This window comes from Mesorhizobium sp. P2_A12, assembly GCF_056405075.1.
The window spans coordinates 122,439-142,662 of record NZ_JBFUCU010000004.1; the positions used below are offsets into that span (position 1 = coordinate 122,439).

Here is a 20,224-nt window from a genome sequence, read left to right on the forward strand (position 1 = left end):
CGCAATGAGCGGCTGGCTGGAGCAGTTGGGGTTCAAGCTGGGCCGTGGGCTACGGATCTTACGGCGTGAGCCGTGGACCTCTATGTCCACGTCGGCGGTGGTGTCGGTCGAATGGGATCCGGCGCAGGCGAGCAGCAATCTCGGCCTCTTCGACCTGAGCGATGCGCAAATGGCGGAGCGCGAGATAACCGTCACGGTGATCGGCGAGCTGGATTTGCCGACAGGCGAAATTGTCGCCTGCGATCCCCTGACTACCGGAACCAACTGGCCAGCGTTAAGCCGCAAGGTCAGACCAGGGCGCTACCCGGTATCGTTGCTTGAGGCACAAGGCCGTGTTGCTGCAGCAGTCCTGCGCTTCCGGCCCGGTAGGCCGTTTCGCTGGGAGCTGGCAACCTTGCCCGATCAGGATGCATCGACCCTGAAGGGCGACGAGGTATTTGGATATCCCGTCGATGCCGGTCTTGGTTCGTTCATGGACAAGATGGCAATGGCGTTGATGTCTGAGCAACAGGACAAGCTTGAAGCCAAGCAGAATTACTATGACGACGTCCTGGCGGCCGAGTTTGCGCCCAACCAGGATCGGTTCGCGATGCATCACCCCGTTGTCGGCAATCCCCTCAACATTGCGATGTTCTGGAGCGGCTGGGGTGACGGAATCTATCCATCGTTCTGGGGCCTCAGCGCGGCTGGCGAGCCGCTGCTGCTGATGACCGACTTTGAAGTGCTTGAAAACGCCGATGGCCGCGAGAGCCAGTAGGTCGCCGCGATGCAAAGCCCCTTGTCGTCCGCCATCGCATGCCTAGCGGGATCTCTGGGAGTCTTGTTCACCGGCTCGGCCGCAATCGCAGCCTGCCCGATCGAACTCTCCGTCTACGGCGATGCCCAGAGCGGCAGCGAGATCGATTTTAGCCCGACCGGGACCTCGGCGACCGTCACCAACAGCTTCCGGATGATCCTCGACAACCATGTGGTGCTGAACGGCATCGTCATGTGGAACGAGGGCGTGTCGCGGCCGAACGGCGTGCTGATGTACAAATGCCCCGAGGGCGATGTCACCGGCGAGGAGCTTGCCGCCTGCACGGCCTGGCACGGCGTCATCTACACGTCGGACGACAAGGGCAGCATCGGGCTGCTGCCGGCCGAAGGCGTCGAGGCGCCGAAGACGCTGATCCTGCCGGATCTTGGGCAGTCGTTGCGTCAATCCTCGGCCTATGGCGGCAATGGATTTTCGAAAGTGCCGTGGGATGTGTTTGCCTTGAAGGGGTGCCAGGAATGACCGATACGCAAAAGGTGCTACTGGTCACCGGCGGCAGCCGTGGCATCGGCGCCGCGATCTGCCGGCTCGGCTCGAAGGCCGGCTATCGCGTCGCGGTCAACTACGCTGCGAATAAGGACGCCGCCGATGCGCTGGTCGCAGAGATCCAGGCCGCCGGCGGCGACGCTCTTGCCGTCAAGGGCGATGTCGGCGTCGAGGCCGATATCGTTGCCATGTTCGGCGCCGTCGACCGCGCCTATGGCCGGCTCGATGCCTTCGTCAACAATGCCGGTATCGTCGACGTCAAGGCGCGCGTCGACGAGATGGATTTTTCGCGGCTGGAGCGCATGATGCGCATCAATGTCGTCGGTTCGTTCCTCTGCGCCCGCGAGGCGGTGAAGCGCATGTCGACGCGTCACGGCGGAAACGGCGGCGCCATCGTCAACATCTCGTCGGCTGCGGCGGTGCTTGGCGCCGCGGACAACTATGTCGACTATGCTGCCTCCAAGGGCGCCATCGACACGTTCACCATCGGGCTCGCCCGCGAGGTGGCGCTGGAAGGCATCCGCGTCAATGCGGTGCGCCCGGGCATCATCGATACGGACATCCATGCCTCCGGCGGACAGCCGGACCGGGTGGCACTCATCCAGGATACGCTTCCGATGAAAAGAGCCGGAACGGCTGATGAAGTCGCTGGTGCGGTTCTCTATCTTTTATCCGACGCCGCGTCCTATACGACGGGCGCGATCCTGAATGTAAGCGGCGGCCGCTGAGCCCCAATCAAGAAGGACAGTATCATGGCTTATGACGTCGTTATCATCGGATCGGGACCGGGCGGCTATGTCTGCGCCATCAAGGCGGCGCAGCTCGGGCTGAAGACGGCGGTGGTCGAGAAGAACGCGACCTTCGGCGGTACCTGCCTCAACATCGGCTGCATTCCGTCCAAGGCGCTGCTTTATGCCTCCGAGATGTTCGCCGAGGCCGGCCATTCCTTCGACACGCTCGGTGTCGAGATATCAGCGCCGAAATTGAACCTGAAGAAGATGATGGCGCACAAGGACGCGACGGTGGCGTCGAACGTCAACGGCGTCGCCTTCCTGTTCAAGAAGAACAAGATCGACAGCTTTCGCGGCGCCGGCAAGGTGATCGCGGCCGGGAAGGTCTCGGTCACCGGCGAGGATGGCAAGGTCGAGGAGATCGAGACCAAGAACATCGTCATCGCCACCGGTTCGGATGTCGCCGGCATTCCCGGCGTCAAGGTCGACATCGACGAGAAGGTGATCTTGTCGTCGACCGGCGCGTTGTCGCTGGAAAAAGTGCCTGGCCATCTGGTGGTGGTTGGCGGCGGTGTCATCGGCCTCGAACTCGGATCGGTGTGGGCGCGGCTTGGCGCCAAGGTCACCGTCGTCGAATTCCTCGACACCATCCTGGGTGGCATGGACGGCGAGGTCTCCAAGCAGTTCCAGCGAATGCTGTCGAAGCAGGGTTTCGAGTTCAAGCTCGGCGCCAAGGTCACCGGTGTCGCCAAGGCCAAGAAGGGCGCGACCGTCACCTTCGAGCCGGTCAAGGGTGGCGCCGCCGAGACCATCGAGGCCGACGCGGTGCTGATCGCCACCGGGCGCCGCGCCTATTCCGACAGCCTTGGGCTCAAGGAAGCCGGCGTCGAGGTCGACGAGCGTGGCCGCGTCACGACCGATGGCCATCTCAGAACCAACGTGCCCGGCATCTACGCCATCGGCGATGTCATCGCCGGGCCGATGCTGGCGCACAAGGCCGAGGACGAGGGCGTGGCGGTGGCGGAAACCATTGCCGGCCAGGCCGGCCATGTGAACTATGACGTCATTCCGAGCGTCGTCTACACCAGCCCGGAAATCGCCTCGGTCGGCAAGACCGAGGAAGAGCTGAAAAAGGCCGGCATCGAGTACAAGGCGGGAAAGTTTCCGTTCAGCGCCAATGGCCGGGCGCGCGCCATGCTGCACACCGACGGCTTCGTGAAGATCCTCGCCGACAAGGCAAGCGACCGCGTGCTCGGCGTTCATATTGTCGGCTTCGGCGCCGGCGAGATGATCCACGAGGCGGCGGTGCTGATGACATTCGGCGGCTCGTCCGAGGATCTCGCCCGCACCTGCCATGCACACCCGACGATGTCGGAAGCGGTCAAGGAGGCGGCGCTGGCCACCTTCTTCAAGCCGATCCACATCTAAAGGCCTTTCATAAACTCTACTCCGGCGGCCATCTGGCGTGGTTTTCTCCGCTTCCGGTGCTCACGGACTCAAACGTCCGCTGCGCTCCGGTTCTCGAAAACCACACCAGCTGACTCACCGGAGCGAGTTTCTGGAAAAGCCTTTAAGGCGGCACCACCCAACGCAAAACGGCCCGCCTTTTTGGCGGGCCGTTCGTATTTGATATCGAACCTATCAGTTGGCCGGTGCGGCTGGAGCCGGTGCTGGCGCTGGAGCCGGCGCAGGCGCCGGGGCAGGTTCTGCAGGCGCAGGCGCCGCCGGAGCGGGTGCAGCCGGAGCTGGTTCGGCTGGCTTCATAGGTTCTGCAGGAGCCGGCGCAGGTGCCGGTGTGCTGGCCGCCGGCGCCTCGGCAGGTGCCGGATGCTCACCGCCGCTTCTTCCGAAAACATAATACGCGACAACCGCCAGAATAACGACGACCAGCACAATCAACCAGGTGCTGCCACCGCCGCTTGGGCGAGGAGCGTTGGTGGACGAATTGAACGGGTCGTTTGGATTCGGTGTGTTCGCCATAAAAGTGTCCTCCGTGGATGAAAAACATCAAACAACAGCCATCAACGCGTTACCGTCGAATGGGTTTCACACTAGTCGAGGAAAACGCCGAAAACGCGATGCCCGGATCCTCCACCACCATGCGGCGACTCAGTTGACAGCGGTGACAGTATAGCCGGCTTTGCGGAAATCCTCGACCAGGCCTTCGGGACCGGGTCGCCACCGGACTGGCGGCGTTTCGCCACGCAGCGAGCCATACCAACCTATGCTATCGTTGGTTGCGAGGGATTTGCCGGTTATGACGCCCACTGCACAAACTTTTCCCGATCCTGAGGGCGCTCTTGCCGGCGCTCAGTTCGCCGACCGATACGTGCTGACAACCGATGGTCTTGCACTGACCGCAATTGGCGCGGCGGAACGTGTCCTGGGGCGAACACCGCGATGGGTCGGCTGGCTTATGCTGCTGCGCAACCTCGCCGTCAGGCCATTCGGGCTGAAAACGGGGGTGGAACGTGACGTGTTGCCGGAAGGCAGGGTCGGTATCTTTCCGCTCATCAGCCAGGCGCCCGGCAGGATCGTCCTTGGCCTGGACGACCGGCATCTCGATTTCCGCCTCCTGGTGGAGGTGAACGACCTCGGCGCGGGCCGGCAGGAAGTGGCTGCGTCGACGATCGTGAAGACCCACAACCTGCTTGGGCGGACCTATCTCGCTGTAGTCAAGCCGTTTCACCGGATCATCGTTCCGGCGATGCTGGCTCAGGTTTTGACCAAGTAGAGTTAAAGCCCCACGGCCGTGACAGTGTAGCCCGCCTTGCGGAAATCCTCGACCAGTCCCTCCGGACCCGGAAGGTGGAGGGCTCCGACCGCAATGAAGGCATTGCCCCTGGCCAGGATCGGCTGGGCATGATCGACCATCACCTTGTTGCGGCTGGTGATCATGGTTTCCTCGAACGCGGCATAGCCTGCCGGGTCGTCCTGCTCGTCAGGCATGGCCGCGCGGAACAGGGGCCAGAACATGCCGGTGTCGCCGCGCTGGTAGAGAACGATCATGGTTTCGTTGATGTCGTTGACCTTGTCGCCCAGCTTCAGCGTGTCGACCAGCCCCTTCATGTGAAAGGCCAGCGGCAAAGAGGCCATGGCGCGCAACTGGCTGGCAGCCGTTTCCAGCCCCTCAACCGGCTTGCCGGCGGCCTTGGCACCTTCAGCCAGCTTGACGTCGAGCACCGGGGCGCCGCCGGACTGGCGGGCGAGTTCGCAAGCCGGAAGCGCCATCATGGCCGAGAGCATCCACGGCTTCATCTTGGCGACGGTTGCCGGCGGGATGCCGCGCGCGTCGAGTGCGGCATTCATGGCCGCCGCATCGTCCGGCGACAGCAATGACGACAGCGTCGTGGAGTCGGTGAACATCATCAGGTCCGGCTCCTTGAGCATCGCCGCCATCATCTGCTGCTTGTCGAGCACGTCGGTGGTTTCGATGACGATGGTGGCGGCGGCGTCATAGGCCTTCTGCGCGGCCGGCGGCAGCGCGGTGACGCGCGGGTCGGTCATGTGCATGGTGCCGAACAGGAAGGACGGTATTTCGCCCGGCTTCTCCAGCTTCCACAGCAGCCCCTTGCCGTTCGGCGTGGCGGCGGCTTCGGCTTCGATCTTCTGGTAGGCTGACGTATCGCTCTTCTGCAAGGCAGACAGCATGTCGGCGCCGGTGCAGGTCGGAATCTCGGCATGCGCCCTGCCGGCCGCGAGCAGCAGGACGGCGAGGAACGACAGGAAAAACAGGACATTGAGCGCGACAAGCAGCTTCAGCGACACGGAAGCTGCACGGTCGGCGATGGCGATGACGCGTTTCATGACGCTGTCTTCATGTTTGACCATGACCTTTTCCGAAAACCGGGTCCCACTTTTCGGGATCATGGTCAGGTCTAGGCGCAAAAAGCGGCAAAACGGTTAATCGGCACTGCAAAATTGTCTTCGACCGGCCAGTGCGCCGGTTCGCTTGACACTGACTCAGGCGCGGGGATGGGCAGACTCATAAATTTCAAGCAGCCTGGCAGTGTCGACGCCGGTGTAGATCTGCGTCGTCGACAGGCTGGCGTGGCCCAGGAGTTCCTGGATGGTGCGCAAATCGCCACCGCGGCCGAGCAGATGCGTGGCGAAGGAATGGCGCAGCGCGTGCGGCGTCGCGGTGTCGGGCAGGTTGAGCGCCGAGCGCAGCTTGGCCATGTCGCGCTGGACGATGGCCGGATTGAGCGGGCCGCCGCGCGCGCCGCGAAACAAAAGGCCCTTCGGGTCGAGATGATAGGGGCAGAGCCGGCGGTATTCGGCGATCGCCCGCAGCGCCACCGGCAGCACCGGCACCAGCCGCGTCTTGCCGCCCTTGCCGGTGACGCGCAGCACGGTGTCGGTCGCCAATGCCAGATCGGCACCGGCGAGGCCGAGCGCCTCGGAAATGCGCAGGCCGGAGCCGTAGAGCAGCGTCAGCACGGCGGCATTGCGGGCTGCGATCCACGGCTCGGCGGCCAGTTGACCTTCGATGGAAACGACATGCTTGGCATCGCTCGCCGTCAGCGGCTTGGGCAGTGATTTGGGTTGGCGCGGCGCGCGCAAGGCTGCCGCACCGGCCGCGTTGGCGAGGCCGCGCCGTTCGAGGAACCGCAACAGCGAGCGGATGCCGGCCAGTCCGCGGCCAAGCGTACGGGCGCCGGCGCCGGCGTTGCGGCGGGCGGCGAGGAAGCCGCGCAGATCGGCCGGGCGCAGATTGGCGATGTCCGAAATGCCGGGCGCGCCGCCACAATGGCCAGTGAGGAAATGCAGGAACTGCCGCGTGTCGCGCTCATAGGCCTCGACGGTCTCCGGCGACAGCCGGCGTTCGCGCGCCAGCATTTTCAGCCAGCTTTCACGCGCCGCCTGGAGATCGGGTTTTGCCGGGATGAGGAATTCCTGCATGGCGTGCTTCCAATCTTCACGCATGTCGTTGTCCCCAAAACCGGAGGCACTTCTGGGCGACATGCATTTGTCTTTATGCATGTCGTCATCCCAAAAACCGGGAACCACTTCTGGGAGACATGCATTGGCGGCCATTTTCCGGCAACCGGGTTAGGAAGCGGTGAAGAGCGCGTCATTGAAATGACAATCGGGGAGCGTTAGAGCAAAGCCAAAGGATGTCGCGCCATGAGCAAGCCCCAGAACCCTGTCCAGATGGCCGTGATCGGCGCCGCCCACGGCATCAAGGGCGAATTGCGGGTGAAAACCTTCACCGGTGAGCCGTTGGCGCTGGCCGATTATGGGCCGCTCTATGCCAGGGACGGCCGCGCCTTCCAGATCATCGACATCAGGCCCGCCAACACCGTCGTCGTCGTCCGCTTCAAGGGTGTTGCCGACCGCAACGCCGCCGAGGCGCTCGCCGGCACCGAGTTGTTCGTCGACCGTTCGATGCTGCCCGACGATGGCGAGGAGGACGAATTCTACCATGCCGACCTGGTCGGGCTGGAGGTCCGGGATGATACCGGTGCCGCGATCGGCAAGGTCGTCGCCGTGCACAATTTCGGCGGCGGCGACATTCTCGATGTGACATTGGGGGGACGCAAGGGCGTGCTGATCCCGTTCACGCAGGCCGCCGTGCCTGATGTGTCGATCGCCGAGGGCTTTGTCCGCGTCGACCCGGCGGCGGCCGGGTTGGTCGAGGACGAGGACGGCGATGCGCCGCGCGAGGAAGACTTCGACCCGAAGGGCAGGCCGCGCGGACCGCGCGACGCCGGGGGCAACCGGTGACGTTCAAAGCCTCGGTGCTGACGCTTTATCCCGAGATGTTTCCGGGCGCGCTCGGCCTGTCGCTGGCCGGCCGGGCGCTGGAGGCCGGCACATGGTCGCTGGAAGCGATCCAGATCCGCGACTTCGCCACCGATCGCCATCGCACCGTCGACGACACGCCGGCCGGCGGTGGCGCCGGCATGGTGATGCGCGCCGATGTTTTGGCCAGGGCTATCGACCATGCTTCGCCAGAGGGCGATGCGCGGCCGCGGCTGCTGATGAGCCCGCGCGGCAAGCCGCTGACGCAGGCGCGCGTGCGCGAACTCGCCGCCGGACCGGGCGCTGTGATCCTGTGCGGCCGCTTCGAGGGCGTCGACCAGCGGCTGATCGAGGCGCGAGGACTGGAAGAGGTTTCGATCGGCGATTTCATCCTTTCTGGTGGTGAGCCGGCGGCCCTTGTGCTGCTCGACGCAGTGGTGCGGCTGTTGCCCGGCGTCATGGGCAACGCGGTGTCGGGCAAAGAGGAGAGTTTCGAGAACGGCTTGCTCGAACATCCGCACTACACGCGGCCGCAGGAATTCGAGGGGCGCGAGATTCCCGAAGTGCTGATTTCCGGTAATCACAAGAAGATCGCCGCTTGGCGGAGGGCTCAGTCCGAGGCGCTGACGAAAGAGCGGCGGCCGGATCTGCCCGGCGCTCAACCTTTGCTGAAGTAGTAGAAGGCGAGGAACAGGCCGACCGCGACGACGAAGCCGCGCACCGCGTTCTGCGGCACGCGCTTGGCGATCCAGACGCCGGCATAGCCGCCCAGCGCGGCGCCCGGGATCATGATGATCGCCTGCGGCCAGGCGACGACGCCGCCCGAGACGAAGACAACGATCGCCACCGCGGCGATGACAATGGCCAGCATGTTCTTCAGCGCGTTCAGCCGGTGGTAGTCGCCGGCTTGCGTCAGGCCGAGCGTCGCCAGCATCATGACGCCCATGCCGGCGCCGAAGAAGCCGCCATAGACGGCGGTGATGAACTGCGCCAGCGACCCGGTCAGCGAGCCGACGGCCGCTTCATGTCCGGGTCTTGGCAACGGCTTCAGCCACGGACCGGCGGCAAACAATGCGGTTGCGCCCAACAGCAGCCACGGCACCAGAACGCGAAACGACGGATTGTCGAGCGCCAGCAGGATCAGCGCACCGGCCAGCGCGCCGACCGCCGAGGTCATGCAGAGCAGCAATGCGCCACGCCAGAAATGGCGGATGTCATCCCAGTAGGCGAGCGTCGAGGTGATGTAGCCGGGAAACTGCGTCACCGAGGAGGTGGCGTTGGCAACGATCGGCGGCAGGCCGACCAATGTCATGGCGCCGAATGTGATAAAGGTGCCGCCACCGGCGACCGCATTGGCGGCGCCTGACAGAAAGCCCGCCAGGAAAAGCAGGATGGCGTCGAAGATGGACATGGAAGGCCGCCGCGGAAAACTGTGCTGCGCCCGGCTTAGGAAGCCTGGCACGCGGACGCAACCCGGCACCGGAAGCTTATGATGGTGCCATGCGGGCAAAAAAGACTCAGGTTCAGGCGTGACAAAGGGCTGAAATAGCTGTATGTGCCCGCCCGTACCGGCAAGAAAAATTCTGCCGGACCCGTCAACAATGACGGTGTAGTCGCCCCTGCCCGATGTCTTGGACACCGATGTCTTCGATAAAGGGCATAGCCGAGCGGTCATTGGAACTGCGAGGCGAGTGTCGGACGCTCTGGCTGTCGGAAGAACAAGAAGTGGATTTTTGAGATGGATATCCTCCGTCAACTCGAGGCCGAGCAGGCCGCCAAGATCGAAGCCAAGCGCAAGCTTCCCGAATTCCAGCCCGGCGACACCGTGCGCGTCCAGGTCCGCGTGACCGAAGGCACCCGCACCCGCGTCCAGGCCTATGAGGGCGTCGTCATCGCCCGCGCCGGTTCCGGCTTCCAGGAAAATTTCACCGTCCGCAAGATCTCCTACGGCGAAGGCGTCGAGCGCGTGTTCCCGGTCTACTCGCCGATGGTCGAAGGCGTCGAGATCGTCCGCCGCGGCAAGGTGCGTCGCGCCAAGCTCTACTATCTGCGCGATCGTCGCGGCAAGTCGGCCCGTATTTCGGAAAACACCGGCGTGCGCGCCCGCAAGCTGAACGATGACGAGCGCGATGCGCTGAACGCCGAGAAGGCCCGTATCGAGGCCGAGAAGGTGGCAGCCGCCGAGGCTCTGGCCGCCGAGACGGCCGCCAAGGAAGCAGCCGAGAAGAAGGCAGCCGCCGAGGCTGAGGCAGCCAAGGCCGCGGAAGCCGCGACAGCCGAATAAGTTTTTCGACAGGCATGTTTTAGAAAAGGCGGCTTCGGCCGCCTTTTTTCGTTTTCAGGAATGATGCACTGGCTGGATATTCGCGATTGACTCCGATTATATCGTGTACTAAACAATCGTACACAAGATAAATGGAGACACGAGATGACCGCATTGTATTCCACCCAGGCCCGCGCTGTCGGCGGCCGCGCCGGCCACGTCCTGAGCAGCGATGGCCTGCTCAGCCTCGACCTTGCTATGCCGAAGGAACTTGGCGGCAAGGGCGGCGCCACCAATCCCGAGCAGCTTTTCGCCGCCGGTTATGCCGCCTGCTTCGAAAGCGCCATGCGCTTCATCGCCGGCAAGCAGAAGCTGCCGCTGCAGGATGCCTCGGTGACGGCCAATGTCAGCCTGCATCCGAATGGCCAGGGCGGTTTCCTGCTCGGCGTTTCGCTGGCGGCTGAGACGAAAGGTCTTGATCAGGCGGCGGCGGAAGCGCTTGTATCGGCAGCGCATGAGGTTTGCCCCTATTCCAACGCCATCAAGGGCAACATCGAGGTGGCGCTTTCGGCAACGGCGCTTCCGGCAAAGGCAGCATGACCACCAGAACGACCTCTTCGCACCTGGACATCCCGGCGGATTTCGCCGGGATACCGAAGCTCGACCAGCATCTGTGCTTCGCGCTCTATTCGGCGAGCGGGCTGATGACACGGCTCTACCGGCCGCTGCTCGAGCCGCTCGGCCTGACCTACCCGCAATATCTGACCATGCTGGCGCTGTGGGAGCATGCACCGCGCACCGTCGGTGAACTCGGCGACACGCTGGGTCTCGATTCGGCAACGCTGACGCCGCTGCTCAAGCGACTGGAAGCGAACGGCCTGGTCACGCGCCGGCGCGATGCCGCCGACGAACGCCGGGTGCTGGTCGAACCGACGCCTCAGGGCAAAGCACTGCGCGAGGGCGCCAAGGCGGTGTCGGCCGCGATGCGGTGCCATTCGCCGCTCGATAGCGACGAGCTGAAATCCCTGCATCACTCCCTGACCCGGCTGATCGACGGTTTGCGGGAAGCGAGCGCCGATTGACGGGACACCACGGCGATCGTCCAGGAATCCCCGGATAGAAGGCAATGGAATCCGATTTCACGTGCGCCGACGCAGTGGACCGTCTTGCATGACGCTTGCGGAAAGCTAAAGTCGGCGCCGGATTTTCCTGCAAGCCCGGCCGATGTCCGGGCGCTTTCACTTCCGGGGAGTGTGTCATGACCAAATCGAAACTGCTGCTGGCCGGCCTGCTTGCCCTCATGCTTGCACCCGTTGCCGCCTTGGCGCAGGCGCTGCCCGATCTCGGCGGCAAGAAGGTGGTGGTGGTGACCGAGAACGCCTATCCGCCGCTGCAGTTCATCGATGCCAAGACGGGAAAACAGATCGGCTGGGAATATGACGCGATGAACGAAATCGCCAAACGGCTGAACTTCACAGTCGAGTACCAGAACACCTCCTGGGACGCGATGATCCAGGCGGTTTCCGACAACCAGTACAACATCGGCATGACCGGCATCACCATCAAGGACGACCGCAAGCAGAAGGTCGACTTCTCCGACCCCTATATGCGTTCGGAACAGTTCATGCTGGTGCGCGGCGACGAAAGCCGCTTCACTGACGCCAAGACCTTCGGCGCCTTCAAGGACGGACTGATCGGCGCCCAGGCCGGCACGACGCCCTTCTACACCGCCGTCTATAGCGTGCTCGACGGCAATGAGCAGAATCCGCGCATCAAACTGTTCGAGACTTTTGGTGCGACGGTGCAGGCGTTGAAGTCCGGCGACGTCGATGTCGTCCTGACCGACGGTACCGCGGGCAAGGGCTATGTCGATGCCTCCGACGGCAAGCTGAAGCTGATCGGCGGGCCGCTGGGTACCGAGGATTTCGGGTTTATCTTTCCGAAGGGTTCCGATCTGGTGAAGCCTGTCAACGCGGCAATCGCGGCGATCAAGGCCGACGGCACGTTCGACACGCTCAACAAGAAATGGTTCCTTGACTACAAGATGGGGCAGTAACCCCTCTTGTCGAGCGCATTGCATACTGATGGCGCGGTAATCCTCGCGTTGACTCTGCGCTTGAACACCCCCCTCTGTCCTGCCGGACATCTCCCCCTCGAGTGGGGAGATCGGATGTCGCATTGGCTTTCGCCAATTTCCAACGCCAAAAAATGGGCGGCGAGGTCGAGGCTGCCAATCTCCCCCCTTGAGGGGGAGATGTCCGGCAGGACAGAGGGGGGCGCCTTGGCACGTCCCGACATCTGCTTCGCCGGCATGGCCTGATGCAGGCCGCTTCTACCTCAAAATCCGACTTCCCATGGTGGCTGGTCGTGGCCGTGGCCATCGCGATTGCGGTGGCCGTCTTCGTCGCCACCAGCAACCTTTACGCCCAGGTCTTTGCCACCGTTGCCAAGGGCATCGGCATCACGGTCTTCGTCACCGTGATTGCCTTCGTGCTGGCTTCGGCCATTGGCCTCGGCATCGCACTGATGGGGCTGTCGGGCTCGCGCTGGCTCCGCCAGATCGCCCGCTTCTATGTCGAGATCATTCGCGGCGTGCCCATCCTGGTGCTGTTGTTCTGGATCGCCTTCGTCGGCGCGCCGGCCTTCGTCGCGGGCTGGAATGCCCTGACCGCGCCTTTGCAGACTGCCGGCCTCGTGGGCGAGTTGCTGGTGCGCGACGTGTCGCTGTTGTGGCGCGCCATCATGGCGCTGACCATCGGCTATTCGGCCTTCATCTCCGAGGTTTTTCGCGCAGGTATCCAGGCCGTCGAGAAGGGCCAGATCGAGGCGGCGAAGGCGCTCGGCCTGACGCGCGCTCAACGCTTCCGGCTGATCGTGTTTCCGCAGGCGATTCGCACCATCTTGCCGCCGCTCGGCAATGATTTCGTCGCCCTGGTCAAGGATTCCTCGCTGGTCTCGGTGCTCGGCGTCGCCGACATCACGCAGATGGGCAAGGTCTATGCCGCCGGCTCGTTCCGCTTCTTCGAGACCTATTCGATCGTCGCCTACATCTATCTCATCCTGACCGTCGGCCTGTCGCTGGCCTTGCGGGCGCTGGAACGCCGGTTGCGCCGCCAGCACGAGGAATAGCGTGCGGGCAAGGGCGGCGCTACGATCCTTGTCGGCATGTCTCGTTGAGGAGGTCACATGAACGTCGACAAAGCCAATGCGGCGCTGGATTCCGTCTACACTGCCGACACGCCGGAAGCGCTGGCCGAGGCCTATGCGGCATGGGCCGCGACCTATGACAGCGAGACCGCTTCGCTTGGCTATTTGCTGCCTTTCCTGATCACCGCCTGGGTGGCTCGCCACGTGCCGGCGGGCGAAGGGCCGCTGCTTGATGCCGGCTGCGGCACTGGCCTGTCGGGGCCGTCGTTGCAGGCGCTGGGCTACGGCGATATTGCCGGGCTCGACCTCTCCGACGACATGCTGAAAATCGCCGGCAGCCGCAATGCCTACAGCGAGCTGAAGCAAGCGATGCTGGGCGGGCCGTTGCCGTGGCCGGATTGTCATTTCCGCGCCTTCTTCTCAACCGGCGTGTTCACCATCAGCCATGCGCCGGCGTCGAGCCTGCATGAGCTGGTGCGCATCACCCGGAAAGGCGGCCACGCCATCTTCACCGTGCGTGACCAGGTTTTTGCGAGCGGCAACTTCCAGGCCGTGTTCGACAAGCTGGAGCAGGCGAAGACATGGCGGCCGGTCGAGCAAAGCCCATGGTTCCGCTGCTACGCGATCGCCGAGCCCGATGCGCTGGTGAAGACCTTCGTTTTTGAGGTGATGTGAGGGCGAGCAACCTACGTCCTGTAACGGCAGCTTCCAATTGCCGAAAAGCCAAAACATTGGTATGAGCCACGCCATGGAAGAGCTTTTTGGCGATCCGGCCTATAAGGGGTTCGTGCTGCAGGACAGAAAACGCCTGCCGTCGCGTTTTTCCGCGCGCGTGTCCGGCGCACTGACCAGCCGACTACCCTAGGCCACCTGTCCAGGTCGTTTCGCTGGACCGGTGATCCGGCATCTGCTCTTTCCCATTCTCATATCGACGGATTTACGCACATGAGCGCACCGCGCACCCTCTACGACAAGATTTTCGACGACCACGTCGTCGACCGCCAGGACGATGGCACATGCCTGCTCTACATCGACCGTCACCTCGTCCATGAAGTGACCAGCCCGCAGGCCTTCGAAGGCTTGCGCCTGAGTGGCCGCAAGGTCCGGCATCCGGAAAAGACGCTGGCCGTGGTCGATCACAATGTCTCGACCTCGCCCGAGCGCAAGTTCGGCATCAAGAACGAGGAGAGCCGCATCCAGGTCGAGGCGCTGGCCAAGAACGCCAAGGATTTCGGTGTCGAATACTATTCCGAAAACGATATCCGCCAGGGCATCGTCCACATCATCGGCCCGGAGCAGGGCTTTACGCTGCCCGGCATGACCATCGTCTGCGGTGACAGCCACACCTCGACCCACGGCGCCTTCGGCGCGCTGGCGCACGGCATCGGTACGTCCGAGGTCGAGCATGTGCTGGCGACGCAGACGCTGATCCAGCGCAAGGCCAAGAACATGCTGGTGCGTGTCGACGGCCAGTTGCCGGATGGCGTCACCGCCAAGGACATCATCCTGGCCATCATCGGCGAGATCGGCACCGCCGGCGGCACCGGCTATGTCATCGAATATGCCGGCGAGGCGATCCGTGCGCTGTCGATGGAAGGCCGCATGACGATCTGCAACATGTCGATCGAGGGCGGCGCGCGCGCCGGCCTGATCGCGGCGGACGAGGCGACCTTCGCCTACGTCAAGGACAAGCCGCGTGCGCCGAAGGGCGCGGCCTGGGATGCGGCACTGGAATACTGGAAGACGCTGCAGTCCGACGAAGGCGCGCATTTCGACAAGGTGATCGTGCTCGACGCGGCCAAGCTGCCGCCGATCGTCTCCTGGGGCTCCTCGCCCGAGGATGTCGTGTCCGTGCAAGGCATCGTGCCGAACCCGGACGATATTTCGGATGAAAACAAGCGCACCTCCAAGCAGCGCGCGCTCGACTATATGGGGCTGACGCCGGGCACCAAGATCACCGACATCACGCTTGATCGCGTCTTCATCGGTTCCTGCACCAACGGCCGCATCGAGGACCTGCGCGCCGTCGCCAAGGTGGTCGAAGGCAAGACGGTCAGCCCGCATGTCGATGCGATGATCGTGCCGGGCTCCGGCCTGGTCAAGGAACAGGCGGAAGCGGAAGGCCTCGACAAGATCTTCGTCGCCGCCGGCTTCGATTGGCGCGAGCCGGGCTGTTCGATGTGCCTTGCCATGAATGACGACCGGCTGAAGCCGCATGAACGCTGCGCCTCGACGTCGAACCGCAATTTCGAAGGCCGGCAAGGCTTCAAGGGCCGCACCCATTTGGTGTCGCCGGCGATGGCGGCGGCGGCGGCGATCGCAGGTCACTTCGTCGACATCCGCGAGTGGAAATAGCGCCGGAGTCTTCGGCTTCGAACGCATGCGCGACCCCGGACCGCCTTGCGGCTCCGGGGTCTTTTCATCCGCTCCGTTGCATATTCAGCTTTCGCTTAACTGCTTGTTTGGGCTTGCGCCCTAAGGTCTTCCCTGACGTAAGCGAGGGGAAGTCACAGTCCTTTGGACACCGGCCTGTTCATAGCGCTGCTCAATCCGACGATCGCGCTGGCACTCGGCGCGGCCTTCCTCGTGCTATGGTCCTATCAACGCCACCGCCCATATCTCGCCGTGCTGGCGACCAGCTACGGTCTCTCGGCGGTCGGCTTCCTGCTGCAATATTTCACCTTGCCCTTCGGCATGCAGCTGACCAAGCTGACGTCGAATATCTGCTTCACCGTTGCCGGTTGCTGCCTGTCCAGCGCCATCATCCACCGCTATGGCCGCAAGGTGCCCTATATCGGGATCGGCGTGCTGGCCGGCGGTGGCCTGGCGTCGTTTTGCTGGCTGCTGTTCGTCGCGCCGGATCTCACCTGGCGAATCCTGGCGATGAATTTCGCTTTCGGCGGGATCAGTCTTCTGGTCGCCGCCGAACTGCGCCCGGTGCGCCGCAATGGCCCGACCGAAAACATCCTGTTCGTGCTGTCGCTGCTGTCGGGCCTGAACTTCTTCGTGCGCACCCTTGTCGTCGTCATCGCGCACGGACCCTTCACCAGCTATGACGGCTTCTATGCCTCGTCCTACTGGACGACGGCGCTGCTGTCGCATGCACTGCTGTCCCTGCTCATCGCGCTCTGCCTGTTCTCCGCCGCGGCACTTGACGTGATGAAGGCGCTGAAGACCGAGACCTATACCGATCCGCTTTCGGGTCTTCTCAATCGCCGCGGCTTCGAGGAGCGGGGCATGCAGCTGTTGCGGCACTGCGCCACGGCGCGCTTCCCAGTCGCGCTGGTGCTGGCCGACCTCGATCATTTCAAGGCGCTCAACGACGTACACGGGCACGCGGCGGGCGATCGGGTGATCGCCGACTTCGCCGGCAAGCTTCGATTGGCCGCCGGGACGCGCGGCGTTGCCGGGCGTATCGGCGGCGAAGAGTTTGCCGTGCTGCTGCCGTTGAGCGATCTCGCCGCCGCGCGGCTGTTCGCCGAGGCCGTGCGCACGGTCTATTCGGCCGGCCAGGTCGACGGGCTTCCTGCCGGCACCAAGGTGACAGCCAGCTTCGGCGTGGCTGCCCGCAGCGGCGACGAGGCGCTGGAGCCGCTGATGCGCCGTGCCGACGATGCGCTCTACAAGGCCAAGAAGAATGGCCGCGACAGCGTGCGTCTGTCCTACGAGCGCCCGGAAACAATGTTCGTGCCGGAGCCTCTCAAGGTGGGCTGATCCCGGCCCGCCGCGCCAGCGTTAACGTCTTCTTCGCCGCTCGATGCTTAGCTGTCGGCGCGGGTTCGGGAAGATTATGAGCGGCGCCAACTTCATCCTGTTGATCAATGTTTCGGTCGCCGGCCTGCTGGCGGCTTCCTTCATCGCGGTCGCGTTGCATGAGGCCGGCCGCGCCGCGCCACGCTGGCTGGCATTCGGCTATCTGCTGGGCATGGTGTATTTCGCCATCGAATTCAGCATCCCCGCCTTCGACAATGCGCGGCCGGTAGTCGTTGCCGCCTTCGCGGTGTTCCTTGGCGCCACCATCGCCTTCAATGGTGGGCTGGCGCACAAATACGGCGTGGCGCCGCCGTGGAAGCAGATGCTGTTCTTCCTCGTCGCCACCTCTGTCGCGGTGTATTTCGTGCAGGACCTGCCGCGCCAGTCGCTGGCCCGCATGATGGCCTACCAGCTTCCCTATGCCGTCATGCAATTCATCGGTCTCGTGATCGTCTGGTCGTCGAGGCAAAGGCACGCCCGTCTCGACCGCATGCTGATGGCGGTGCTGGTGGCGAGCGGGCTGCAGTTTGCCTCAAAGCCGTTCATCGCGCATGCGCTCGGCGGTTGGGGCGCCAACCCGCAGGCCTATCTGCAAAGCAACTACGCGCTGGTGTCGCAGTCGCTCGGCACCGTCTTTGGCCTGGCGCTGGCGCTGCTGATTCTGGCCATCCTGGTTCGCGACGTGCTCGCCGAGGTGACGTCGAGGTCGGAGACGGACACGCTTTCGCGCCTGCTCAACCGCGGCGGCTTCGCCCGCCACGCTGAGCTGGCAGTGCTGGGCGCCGTGCGGCAAGGCGTGCCGGTCGCGCTGGTCATCGCCGATCTCGATCATTTCAAGAGCGTCAACGACAGCTTCGGCCATGCGTCCGGCGACCGGGTGATCGAAAGCTTTGCCGGTTTCCTGCGCGAGGCCGCCGACGGCCACCATGTCGCCGGCCGCATCGGCGGCGAGGAGTTCGCCATCATCCTGCCGGGAACCAACCTTGCCGCCGCCCGGCTGTTCGCCGAAGGCACGCGTAGCGCCTTCGGCGCGCTGCCCATCGACGGACTGCCGGTGGACAATCGCTGCACGGCGAGTTTTGGCGTCGCCGAGCTTCATGCGAGCGAGGATTTTGCCGGGCTGATGCGGCGCGCCGACCAGGCACTTTACCAGGCGAAGAATGCCGGGCGCGATTGTGTGCGTGTTTCCGCCGGACCGGCCGGCGGAAGAGAGATTACAGCCAGCGCTGGTTAGATACGGATCACTGGCAGGGGCTGAGCTCGGGCATCTCGCCATCGGCAAGCCCGTACATATAGCTGCGGCCCTTCACGAACACCGGCGGCCGGTAGCAATCGCCAGAGCCGGTGATTTCGTCCGATTCGTTCTCGTAGATCACCTTCGGCTGGCCGGCGCTGGTGTAGTCGGACAGCTGCTTGGCCAATTTGCCTTCGCCGACCAGGATGCGCTTGTAGCCGGCGGCGCTGTCGATGACGAGATTGCCGAACGAATCGGCGTAGACGCGGTCCTGGTGGCGTGCGCCGGCAAGCGCTGGCGCTGCCAGGCCAACGGCGGAAGCCGCCACGATGAGCGCCGCAAGGCGCATTCTTCCCGAGTTCGAACGCATGGCGTCCTCCTTGTTTAGAGGAAAGCCTCCTCGAATCAGAAATTAACCTTTTCTTAACCTTTGTTAAGAGGCGGGCGCGTTCCGCGGCGATGTCTCGGTAAACATGGTTAATATCCGACTGGGTGGAAAACCCGATGGCCATCTTTCGGCCATGCTTGGCCGCACCATCGCCGCCGGCGTCAAGCTCGGCGTCTGACGATCTTGATCTTAGCAACGCATCGTGGCCAGTTTGCCGCGCGGGAGGGACAGCATATGGCGCCAGGCCGGACGTTTCGGGTGACGCTTACCCTGTCGCCGCTTCTGGTCGCCATGGCCTGTGTGTCAAATCCTCCGAAAGCCGCCGTCACCGATGTGTCCGCGCCGCAGCCGCGCACCGCCACCTACAATTGCGCCGATGGCGGCAGGATGACCATCGAGAATCTCGGCACCTCGGTCCATGTTCTCGGTTCCGACGGTACCAGCGAGGATCTGCAGGCCTCGCCGGCCAACCAGAACAGCCGTTACCAGCAGGCGCATGACGCGATTGTGATCGATGGCCGCGAAGCGCTGGTGATGAAGGCTGGGTCGACGCCGGTGACCTGCAAGCGCTAGGTGCATTGACATTCAGGTGAGGCCGGCCTGCAAACGGCGGCTTGGGGGCTATGTCGGACCGGTGTGTTGCACTGCAGCGATAGCGAGCCGGCTTCGGGCCAATCACCCCTAATCGATTGAAGCTCGCGCCTACCTTTTAGTCAGACTAAATTACGTTTTCGAAACGGTTTTCTGGCTTTGACGCGGTGCAAAAAGAGCATTAGAAACCGGCTGTCCGAAGTCGCATCCGGAAGCGGCAATGCCGCATTTCCACCTGAGGCTCCAGGGACGCCGAACTGGGGGAGCCATGAGCAAATCACCAGCCACCCGCGCAAGACCACTTTCGCCGCACCTGACCGTGTACCGGCCGCCGATCACCATGACGATGTCGATCATCCATCGCATCACCGGCGGCGCGCTCTATTTCGGTACGCTGCTGGTCGCCATATGGCTGATGGCGGCGGCAAGCTCGCAGGCGACGTTCGACTGGGTAAATTGGGCCTTCGGCACCTGGCTCGGCCGGCTGATCCTTTTCGGCTACACCTGGGCGCTGATGCACCACATGCTGGGTGGTGTGCGCCACCTGGTATGGGACACCGGCGCCGGCCTCGAGAAGCACACCGCCTCGAAGATCGCCTGGGCGACGCTGGCCGGCTCGATCCTGCTCACGCTGCTGATCTGGATCGCCGGCTATATGGCGCGGGGAGCCTGATCATGAGCACTGGTAAGACCGACATGCGCACGCCGCTGGCGAAAGTCCGTGGCCTGGGTTCGGCCCGCGAGGGCACTGGGCATTTCTGGCGCCAGCGCCTCACCGCCATCGCCAACATCCCGCTGATGCTGTTCTTCGTGGGTTTCCTAATCGCGCTCAACGGCGCCGGCTATGCGGACGTGCGGGCCGCGCTTGCCAATCCGCTCGTGGCGCTGGTGCTGGCCCTGGTGCTCATCTCCGGGCTCATCCATATGCGGCTCGGCATGCAGGTGATCATCGAGGACTACGTGCATGGCGAGGGCATGAAGCTGGCGCTTATTGCGCTCAATACGTTTTTCACCATAGCGGTCGGCGTCGCCTCGATCTTCGCCCTGCTCAAGCTGACATTCGGAGGCTGAG

Annotated in this window: 23 protein-coding genes; 19 read left to right on the plus strand and 4 right to left on the minus strand. The window is 63.7% G+C overall.

Going from position 1 to position 20,224, the window contains the following annotated elements:
• The first annotated feature begins 25 nt into the window (after positions 1-25).
• From AC1DZU_RS10850 to AC1DZU_RS10870, 5 genes are all read left to right on the plus strand, one after another.
• Positions 26-757 carry a DUF4241 domain-containing protein gene (locus AC1DZU_RS10850; protein WP_477285413.1) on the plus strand — a complete coding sequence of 244 codons (732 nt, stop codon included), beginning with the start codon at positions 26-28 and terminating at the stop codon, positions 755-757.
• Positions 758-766: 9 nt separating this feature from the next.
• Complete coding sequence (locus AC1DZU_RS10855; RefSeq protein ID WP_477284442.1) at positions 767-1,276, plus strand: hypothetical protein; 510 nt, start codon at positions 767-769, stop codon at positions 1,274-1,276.
• Positions 1,273-2,028 carry an SDR family oxidoreductase gene (locus tag AC1DZU_RS10860; protein ID WP_477284444.1) on the plus strand — a complete coding sequence of 252 codons (756 nt, stop codon included), beginning with the start codon at positions 1,273-1,275 and terminating at the stop codon, positions 2,026-2,028. Before AC1DZU_RS10855 ends, AC1DZU_RS10860 begins: the two co-directional genes overlap by 4 nt.
• A 24-nt stretch (positions 2,029-2,052) precedes the next feature.
• On the plus strand, positions 2,053-3,459 hold the full coding sequence (lpdA, locus tag AC1DZU_RS10865; RefSeq protein ID WP_477284446.1) for a dihydrolipoyl dehydrogenase: 1,407 nt from the start codon (positions 2,053-2,055) through the stop codon (positions 3,457-3,459).
• Between the two features lie 829 nt (positions 3,460-4,288).
• Complete coding sequence (locus tag AC1DZU_RS10870; protein ID WP_477284448.1) at positions 4,289-4,765, plus strand: DUF2867 domain-containing protein; 477 nt, start codon at positions 4,289-4,291, stop codon at positions 4,763-4,765.
• 2 nt (positions 4,766-4,767) lie between these two features.
• Here AC1DZU_RS10870 and AC1DZU_RS10875 read toward each other — a convergent pair whose 3' ends face one another.
• On the minus strand, positions 4,768-5,838 hold the full coding sequence (locus AC1DZU_RS10875) for a TraB/GumN family protein (protein ID WP_477285415.1): 1,071 nt from the start codon (positions 5,836-5,838) through the stop codon (positions 4,768-4,770).
• A gap of 156 nt (positions 5,839-5,994) precedes the next feature.
• Entirely contained in the window at positions 5,995-6,933 is a 939-nt protein-coding gene (locus AC1DZU_RS10880) for a tyrosine recombinase XerC (RefSeq protein ID WP_477285417.1), read from the minus strand.
• A 225-nt stretch (positions 6,934-7,158) separates the two neighbouring features.
• Here AC1DZU_RS10880 and rimM point away from each other — a divergent pair, with 225 nt between their 5' ends.
• Complete coding sequence (gene rimM / locus AC1DZU_RS10885; RefSeq protein WP_184872595.1) at positions 7,159-7,758, plus strand: ribosome maturation factor RimM; 600 nt, start codon at positions 7,159-7,161, stop codon at positions 7,756-7,758.
• Positions 7,755-8,453, plus strand: coding sequence for a tRNA (guanosine(37)-N1)-methyltransferase TrmD (trmD, locus tag AC1DZU_RS10890; protein WP_477284451.1), 699 nt, complete (start codon positions 7,755-7,757; stop codon positions 8,451-8,453). Before rimM ends, trmD begins: the two co-directional genes overlap by 4 nt.
• Here the strand turns inward: trmD and AC1DZU_RS10895 are convergent.
• Positions 8,435-9,187 (minus strand): sulfite exporter TauE/SafE family protein, encoded by a 753-nt coding sequence (locus AC1DZU_RS10895; protein WP_477284453.1) that lies wholly within the window; start codon positions 9,185-9,187, stop codon positions 8,435-8,437. The two genes, trmD and AC1DZU_RS10895, sit on opposite strands and share 19 nt — an antisense overlap.
• Positions 9,188-9,514: 327 nt before the next feature.
• Here AC1DZU_RS10895 and rplS point away from each other — a divergent pair, with 327 nt between their 5' ends.
• The 9 genes from rplS to AC1DZU_RS10940 all read left to right on the plus strand — a co-directional run bounded on the left by rplS (position 9,515) and on the right by AC1DZU_RS10940 (position 18,173).
• Positions 9,515-10,060, plus strand: coding sequence for a 50S ribosomal protein L19 (gene rplS, locus AC1DZU_RS10900; protein WP_477284455.1), 546 nt, complete (start codon positions 9,515-9,517; stop codon positions 10,058-10,060).
• A gap of 144 nt (positions 10,061-10,204) precedes the next feature.
• Positions 10,205-10,639 carry an organic hydroperoxide resistance protein gene (locus tag AC1DZU_RS10905; protein WP_477284457.1) on the plus strand — a complete coding sequence of 145 codons (435 nt, stop codon included), beginning with the start codon at positions 10,205-10,207 and terminating at the stop codon, positions 10,637-10,639.
• Entirely contained in the window at positions 10,636-11,121 is a 486-nt protein-coding gene (locus AC1DZU_RS10910) for a MarR family winged helix-turn-helix transcriptional regulator (RefSeq protein WP_477284459.1), read from the plus strand. The genes AC1DZU_RS10905 and AC1DZU_RS10910 overlap by 4 nt, the downstream gene beginning before the upstream one ends.
• Before the next feature lie 176 nt (positions 11,122-11,297).
• The gene (locus tag AC1DZU_RS10915) at positions 11,298-12,095 is read left to right on the plus strand and encodes a transporter substrate-binding domain-containing protein (RefSeq protein WP_477284461.1); all 798 of its coding nucleotides are present in this window, start codon (positions 11,298-11,300) and stop codon (positions 12,093-12,095) included.
• A gap of 263 nt (positions 12,096-12,358) precedes the next feature.
• A complete protein-coding gene (locus tag AC1DZU_RS10920) occupies positions 12,359-13,168 on the plus strand; it encodes an amino acid ABC transporter permease (protein WP_477284463.1) in 810 nt (269 codons plus the stop codon).
• Between the two features lie 57 nt (positions 13,169-13,225).
• On the plus strand, positions 13,226-13,861 hold the full coding sequence (locus tag AC1DZU_RS10925) for a class I SAM-dependent DNA methyltransferase (protein WP_477284465.1): 636 nt from the start codon (positions 13,226-13,228) through the stop codon (positions 13,859-13,861).
• 270 nt (positions 13,862-14,131) lie between these two features.
• The gene (gene leuC / locus AC1DZU_RS10930) at positions 14,132-15,541 is read left to right on the plus strand and encodes a 3-isopropylmalate dehydratase large subunit (protein WP_477284467.1); all 1,410 of its coding nucleotides are present in this window, start codon (positions 14,132-14,134) and stop codon (positions 15,539-15,541) included.
• 162 nt (positions 15,542-15,703) lie between these two features.
• Positions 15,704-16,900 carry a GGDEF domain-containing protein gene (locus tag AC1DZU_RS10935; protein ID WP_477284469.1) on the plus strand — a complete coding sequence of 399 codons (1,197 nt, stop codon included), beginning with the start codon at positions 15,704-15,706 and terminating at the stop codon, positions 16,898-16,900.
• Between the two features lie 76 nt (positions 16,901-16,976).
• Positions 16,977-18,173, plus strand: a complete 1,197-nt coding sequence (locus tag AC1DZU_RS10940; protein WP_477284472.1) for a GGDEF domain-containing protein — start codon at positions 16,977-16,979, stop codon at positions 18,171-18,173.
• Positions 18,174-18,180: 7 nt separating this feature from the next.
• Here the strand turns inward: AC1DZU_RS10940 and AC1DZU_RS10945 are convergent, their stop codons facing one another.
• Positions 18,181-18,543 carry a hypothetical protein gene (locus AC1DZU_RS10945; protein WP_477284474.1) on the minus strand — a complete coding sequence of 121 codons (363 nt, stop codon included), beginning with the start codon at positions 18,541-18,543 and terminating at the stop codon, positions 18,181-18,183.
• A 252-nt stretch (positions 18,544-18,795) separates the two neighbouring features.
• On the opposite strand from AC1DZU_RS10945, the gene AC1DZU_RS10950 reads away from it, so the two are divergent.
• From AC1DZU_RS10950 to sdhD, 3 genes are all read left to right on the plus strand, one after another.
• Positions 18,796-19,134 carry a hypothetical protein gene (locus tag AC1DZU_RS10950; protein ID WP_477284476.1) on the plus strand — a complete coding sequence of 113 codons (339 nt, stop codon included), beginning with the start codon at positions 18,796-18,798 and terminating at the stop codon, positions 19,132-19,134.
• Positions 19,135-19,420: 286 nt separating this feature from the next.
• Positions 19,421-19,825 (plus strand): succinate dehydrogenase, cytochrome b556 subunit, encoded by a 405-nt coding sequence (gene sdhC / locus AC1DZU_RS10955; protein WP_477284478.1) that lies wholly within the window; start codon positions 19,421-19,423, stop codon positions 19,823-19,825.
• Between the two features lie 2 nt (positions 19,826-19,827).
• Positions 19,828-20,223 (plus strand): succinate dehydrogenase, hydrophobic membrane anchor protein, encoded by a 396-nt coding sequence (gene sdhD / locus AC1DZU_RS10960; RefSeq protein ID WP_477284480.1) that lies wholly within the window; start codon positions 19,828-19,830, stop codon positions 20,221-20,223.
• Position 20,224: the final 1 nt, after the last annotated feature.